The following is a 5,965-nucleotide window of genomic DNA, read 5'->3' as shown; positions in this document are numbered from 1 at the left end:
CGATTATGGCGCGCGCTTTTACGATCCTGTAATTGCCAGATGGACGAGTGTAGATCCGTTGGCGGAGAAAGGCAGAAGATGGTCGCCGTATAATTATGGATTCGACAATCCGATTTCCAACACTGACCCTGATGGAATGTGGCCAAATCCATTTAGGTTATTATATGATGCTTTATTCAGAACATTCACCTCAAATACGACCAGTAGTTTTATAAAGACGGGCGCAAGTAATGGTGTATTTAATTCAGGAGGTATAGGAATTACTAAAGTTGGTAGAGTTTATGAAAATGCTGTACTTAATTCATTGGGTGAAAGCAAAAACACAAAATCATTCAGTCCTTCCGCGTTGGGACCAAAAGTAATACCTGATTTAGTTGGCGGTAGTACGGTGCGGAATATTGATATTACAAATCCTAAAGATATCAAAACAGATGCCGTTAATTTTCCACAAGCTTCTTTTACTGATGTTAAATTTAAGTCTAACGTATCGTTAAATGACCCTAATAATCCTAATCAGATGAAAGGTATGATTGATGTTTTAAGTAATATGAAAGGTGGGTACGTTGAAGGTAAGTGGGATCCTAACATAAAAGCATCAGATTATGGCGCTGCGATACTTACGCTAATCACTCCTTCAAATGGTACTATTGGCGCAGACTTAATTGATTACGCTACATCTAAAAATGTTAAATTATATCAAAGAACTACTCAGCAAGATGAGGACGATCCATCAAGAATTCGTGTAGCACCTGGAGCCACTTCACTAAATTCTGTTTCTGGCAAACCAAGCATTAGTGTTCCAAAAGGTCCAGGACAGTCAGCAGAAACTAACTGGTAACGAGCATGGTAAAAACAAAAATAACGATGATGATATTATTCTGTTTTTTTGTAATATCGTCCTGTAAACGAAAATATCAAACTGAAAAAATGGATAATATTGAACTTAGTAACGGCTCCTTTATTAAATGTAAATCACTTAGTTTGGATGAGTTTGACAGCTTAAGACTAAATGCATTAGAGGGTCCGATAGGTAAATTTAAGAATCAGTTTGGTGTAGATGTTTATAAGTTAAAGAATGAAGAAGTCATTGCTAATGATAACGGATATTATATGCTCTTTAACAATACAGATGACGTGGAGAAGGTGCTTATGGATGCAAATAACTCTTCACAAGGAACAGAAATATTGAGCAACAAAAATCCATTTGGCAAGGACTTTCCGAATCATACAGAAGCTTTAATAAAGGAATTGTCAGATACATTAGGTGTCAAATATGTTCAACCTAATGAACAGTTAATAAGAGACTTGGATTCCAAGCTTAGTAAACTACCAAATGCCTCGGAGTTTAAAAAGCGACATCTAATAAACTTTATAGCAGTTATCGGTGAAGTTTTATTGAGAAAATATAAAACCGAATGGGAGATGGTTTTAAGCTCTGATACTAAAACATGGAATCCTTATTTAAGATCGACCAATCGGCCAATTGAGTTTTTTACTTATTTATATGAAGATATATATATCAAAGAAAATCATGAACGTTTACTTACAGAAATATATGAAACAGTAAATGATATAAAGAAAAATCAGAGATAATGAACAAAGCCCCTTAACAGGGGCTTTGTTGTTAAAGTGCGTAAGTCTTACGGGCTTTAGCATCACGTAGTAAGCCATCAAGGGCATATAGAATACCCTCTCTGTCAGTCGCTGACAACTCGTTTAGTTCATTGAGGCGTTTAAGCATCGCCGGGTCTTTCAAGACATCTTTGTCATCAATCTCGCCCAACAAGTGGCCAACAGTAGTATCAAGCAACTTGGCAATATTACGGGCTACATCAATAGAGGGCTTCGTTTCATTCCGCTCATACTTGCCGATAACCGTATAAGAAGTATTCATGAGCTTGCTCAGTTCCTGCTGCGAAAGCTTTTTGGCTTCCCTGCATTCCCTTAATCTTTTACCAAAAGTGCTCATATGTTTCTTACAGCAGTGTTTAATTACCAAATATACACAGCTTAAACAGTACAAGGAAATGCTGCAAATGGGCTATAAACCATGTATTATAAGTATATTAGTACCATAAATAACACATTAGTTAACTATGTAATTTGTATAATAGATTATATGAAATATATTAGCATCTTATTTGATGTAAATGCTTTTTTTTAATATAAAATGCAAAAATCTACTAAGCTTATCACGGACAACCCGGAGTTATTATTGTACTTAGACGGCAAGCTGCACATCACCGTATTAGGCGGCATTAAGCTGACCGGATTTGACCGTTTAAAAGTAACGCTTAAACTGGTGAATATCGATGATAGGCTAAACGTCTTTCGCCATAGCTTAGACCTTTACAACAGCATTCAAACCGAGCAACTGATCGAGAAATCAGCCGATGCGCTGAACACCGGTACCCGTGAGATCGGCACGGCCATAACCGGGCTGACCACCGCATTAGAAAGCTACCGTTCAGAACGTTTGGAGGCCATGAAGCCCAAACAGCCCGAAAAGAAACAGCTTACGGATGCCGAGCGCAAAGCGGCCATAGCTTACTTAAAAAGCCCTGATCTGTTAGGCAGAACAAAGCAGGGCATCGGCCAAAGCGGTATTGTAGGCGAAGAAACCAACGCCCTAATCGCTTATCTTATTTACACCTCACGAACCCGTGAAACGCCTTTACACCTGTTATGCCTGGGCGCAAGCGGCACAGGCAAGACCTGGTTACAGGAAAAAGTAGGCGAACTGATACCCGAAGAAGATAAACTGGAAATCACCACGCTAAGCGTAAACGCTTTTTATTACTTCGGTAAAGACGAGCTGAAATATAAGCTGTTATTGCTCGAAGATATGGACGGTGCAGAAGATGTGCTGTACCCGATCAGGGAACTGCAAAGCAAGCGCAAAATATCCAAAACGGTAACCCTGAAAGACAGCAAAGGCAACCCCAAAACCATCACCTTGCAAGTAGAGGGGCCGGTTTGTATCAGCGGTTGCACCACGAGGGAGCAGATGTATGAAGACAATGCGAACCGCTGCATCCTGCTTTATATGGATAACAGCCCGGAGCAGGACGTAAAGATCATGGACTATCAGCGTAAAATGAGCGCAGGCCTGATTGACCAGTACGCAGAAAAGAAAGTACGGGAAGCTTTGAAGAACGTACAACGCCTGTTAAAACCTGTCAGCGTTAAGAACCCTTACGCCCCTTACCTGCAATTGCCGGAAGCCGTGTTTAAACCACGCCGTACCATGCTTTTATTGCTGTTGTTTACCGAAACCATTACCTACTACCACCAGTATCAAAGGGAACTGAAAACGGACGAGGACACCGGGGAGCAGTATATTGAAACCACCATCGAGGATATACAGGCCGCTTTTAGCTTACTGGAAACCACCTTGCTTAAAAAGAGCGACGAGTTAAACGATGCTTGTAGGGACTTCTTTGAAAAGCTTAAAACCTACCTGAAAGAAAAGGACACCGACACCTTTTACAGCAAGGAAGTACGGGCCGCATTCCGGTTAAGCCCGAGCAGCATAGGCCGCTACTTGTATGAACTGGAACGCATGGGCTATATTAAAATCGCCAAAGGCAGCCGCTACAAAGGCTTTGAATATAAAATACAAAGCTGGAACGACCTCGAAAACTTAGCAAACGATGCGCAAAGCATGGTCAGATCCATCCTGGAAAACATCAAGTTAGTAACCCGTATCCCACCGGTAACCCAAAGCCTTAATGGGTTACATAAAATGCAGAAGATCAGTGCGGAAAGCCCGGTAACCCACGACTAAGAGAAAATGCAAGGCACCCTATATAATCCACTCTATATCCGCCTGCAGGCGGGCTTTAGCCAATGGCTGCGCATCCTCAACTTTGAACCGAGCAGCCCGCGCGATATGCCTAAGATCCTGACCGAGTTCCTGATCTATCTGCAAGATAACAACTGCCATCGCCCGCACGACATACAGCAGGAGCATCTTAAAAAATACCTGGAACGCCTGCACGAGCGGCCAAGCAAAACCGCCGCCGGTGCGATCAGCCTCAACTATATTCGCAAACACTTACAAGTGATCCGCAAGTTCAGCCGTTACCTGACGGAGAGCGGGCAGGAAAGCTTCACTGTAAAGCTGCGCATCAAAGGCAAAAGCTCCAATGTCAAATGTATTCTTACCCCGGCGGAGATCAGCAGCTTATACGAAGCTGTGAATGATGACACGTTGGGCTTGCGGGATAAAGCGATACTCGCTTTGTATTATGGCTGCGGCCTGCGTAAAAACGAGGGTGCCAATATCAATGTTAAAGATATCCTGCTGGATAAGGACCTGGTTTACGTGCGCAAAGGCAAAGGCTACAAAGAGCGTTACGTGCCCCTGGCTGGAAAGGGCAAAGCTGATCTGGAAAACTATATCCTGTATGGCCGCCCGCATTTGGCAGTTGATAAAAAGGACGATGCTTTGCTGTTGAACGTTAACGGCACCAGGTTAAGCGGCCACATGGCCTATGAACGGCTGCAAAAGTTAAAGGCCGTTGCCAAAGTAAAAAAGCCGGCAGGCTTGCATACCCTGCGCCACAGTATTGCCAGCCACCTGCTGCATTCCGGAATGGCATTGGAACAGATCCAGCGCTTTTTAGGGCATAGCAGCATGGAAAGTACGCAGATCTACACCCACCTGAAGCATGAACAAATATAAGTTTGCCCCGGCTATACAGGCCGCCCTGGAAAGCTACAAAACCTATTTACAGCAGGAACATTACGCCAAAAACTATATCAGGCAGAACAGCAACTATGCGGGTATCTTCCTGGAATGGCTGGAAGAAGAAAGCCTTGCCCCGGCCCAGGCCGCCCATGCGGATGTATTGGAGTTTGCAGATCAGCTTAAACAAAAAGGCCATAGCATACGGTTCATCAACCGGGTGATGCTGGCCATAAGATATTACTTCAACTGGCTCGGCCTGGATGGCCGGGTGGGCTACAACCCCGCCGCCGGCATCATCCTGAAAGGCACGATCAGGCACGTTCCACACGACCTGCTGACCCAGGCCGAACTGGAAGCACTCTACGATAGTTACCCCGCGAAAGATGAACGGACCCACCGGAATAAGATCATCGTCGGCCTGCTGGTTTACCAGGCATTAACGAAGGAAGAGCTCGAAACCCTGCGCCCGGATCACCTGAAACTGAGAGAAGGCAAAATCCATATCCCGGCCACCGGCAAGCTGAACAGCCGTGTACTAGTGTTACAGCCTCATCAAATCTTAGACTTGCAGGAATATCTATTGGTCGTGCGGCCTAAGATACTGGCTGAACGCATGGCCGAACGTTCCGGCAGAAAGCCGGACCGGTACAAAGCGGTGGAAGATGTACATCGGCTTTTTGTTAGCATGAACGGGCAGGAAACGATGAAAAACAGCTTGCTGCACCTCAACTATGCTTTACGAAAGATAAATCCCAAATACAAACATGGGATGCAGATCAGGCAAAGCGTGATCACGGAGTGGCTGAAAGAAAAGAACCTGAGAACGGTGCAATACATGGCGGGCCACCGCTATATCAGCAGCACCGAACGTTACAAAACCAATAACCTGGAAGATCTTAAAGATGCGCTCAACAAGCATCATCCGTTAAACCTCTCCTGATCATCAGGGCTTTAGGTTATCTTCTGTTAAGCAACCAAAAGCGGGAGAAGGCGGGGCTGTCAAGGGAACGTGGAATAAATGGCCCTGCGGGTAAATGCCTGCGGGTTTATGCCGCGAAAGTCCCTTTACTGCCCTGGCTTCGGAGGCTATCTTTGCTGTAACAGAGGATCAACCAACCCACCGGCCAGCCGAAAAAACAACCCGGCCCAACGCCTTGCAAATGAAAAACTAACGCTTATCTTTACCCTACCTAACGTTCTTTATAGCACCTCAAAAGTGCAAAACGGAAAACAGCCAAAAACATAAAAACTTTATGGCAGCCAATACGATTA

6 protein-coding genes are annotated in these 5,965 nt (G+C 44.2%); 5 read left to right on the top strand and 1 reads right to left on the bottom strand.

Translation table 11 applies throughout. The annotated features are described in order from the left end of the window. A partial coding sequence (locus tag E2R66_RS27905) for an RHS repeat protein (RefSeq protein WP_317130805.1) occupies positions 1-838 on the top strand: 838 nt, incomplete at its 5' end. An 89-nt stretch (positions 839-927) separates the two neighbouring features. After that, on the top strand, positions 928-1,593 hold the full coding sequence (locus tag E2R66_RS27900; RefSeq protein WP_134737989.1) for a hypothetical protein: 666 nt from the start codon (positions 928-930) through the stop codon (positions 1,591-1,593). 31 nt (positions 1,594-1,624) lie between these two features. On the opposite strand, the gene E2R66_RS27895 is transcribed toward E2R66_RS27900, so the two are convergent. After that, positions 1,625-1,969, bottom strand: a complete 345-nt coding sequence (locus E2R66_RS27895) for a helix-turn-helix domain-containing protein (protein WP_134737988.1) — start codon at positions 1,967-1,969, stop codon at positions 1,625-1,627. Positions 1,970-2,170: 201 nt separating this feature from the next. Between E2R66_RS27895 and E2R66_RS27890 the strand changes: the two genes are divergently transcribed. The 3 genes from E2R66_RS27890 to E2R66_RS27880 are packed head-to-tail and all read left to right on the top strand — an operon-like array spanning position 2,171 to position 5,633. Continuing rightward, entirely contained in the window at positions 2,171-3,787 is a 1,617-nt protein-coding gene (locus tag E2R66_RS27890) for a hypothetical protein (protein WP_192902016.1), read from the top strand. A gap of 6 nt (positions 3,788-3,793) precedes the next feature. Continuing rightward, the gene (locus tag E2R66_RS27885; RefSeq protein WP_134737987.1) at positions 3,794-4,687 is read left to right on the top strand and encodes a tyrosine-type recombinase/integrase; all 894 of its coding nucleotides are present in this window, start codon (positions 3,794-3,796) and stop codon (positions 4,685-4,687) included. Beyond that, positions 4,674-5,633, top strand: a complete 960-nt coding sequence (locus tag E2R66_RS27880) for a tyrosine-type recombinase/integrase (RefSeq protein ID WP_134737986.1) — start codon at positions 4,674-4,676, stop codon at positions 5,631-5,633. Before E2R66_RS27885 ends, E2R66_RS27880 begins: the two co-directional genes overlap by 14 nt. Positions 5,634-5,965 lie beyond the last annotated feature (332 nt).

The sequence above is a fragment of the Mucilaginibacter psychrotolerans genome, assembly GCF_004519315.1.
GTDB classification, from domain to species: domain Bacteria; phylum Bacteroidota; class Bacteroidia; order Sphingobacteriales; family Sphingobacteriaceae; genus Mucilaginibacter; species Mucilaginibacter psychrotolerans.
This window is presented reverse-complemented; position numbering and strand designations above follow the sequence as displayed.

Bases quoted from the DNA above. Each gene is read 5' to 3' on its own strand.
- E2R66_RS27880 (WP_134737986.1), top strand. From the start codon at position 4,674: ATGAACAAATATAAGTTTGCCCCGGCTATACAGGCCGCCCTGGAAAGC.
- E2R66_RS27895 (WP_134737988.1), bottom strand. From the start codon at position 1,969: ATGAGCACTTTTGGTAAAAGATTAAGGGAATGCAGGGAAGCCAAAAAG.
- E2R66_RS27885 (WP_134737987.1), top strand. From the start codon at position 3,794: ATGCAAGGCACCCTATATAATCCACTCTATATCCGCCTGCAGGCGGGC.
- E2R66_RS27890 (WP_192902016.1), top strand. From the start codon at position 2,171: ATGCAAAAATCTACTAAGCTTATCACGGACAACCCGGAGTTATTATTG.
- E2R66_RS27900 (WP_134737989.1), top strand. From the start codon at position 928: ATGGATAATATTGAACTTAGTAACGGCTCCTTTATTAAATGTAAATCA.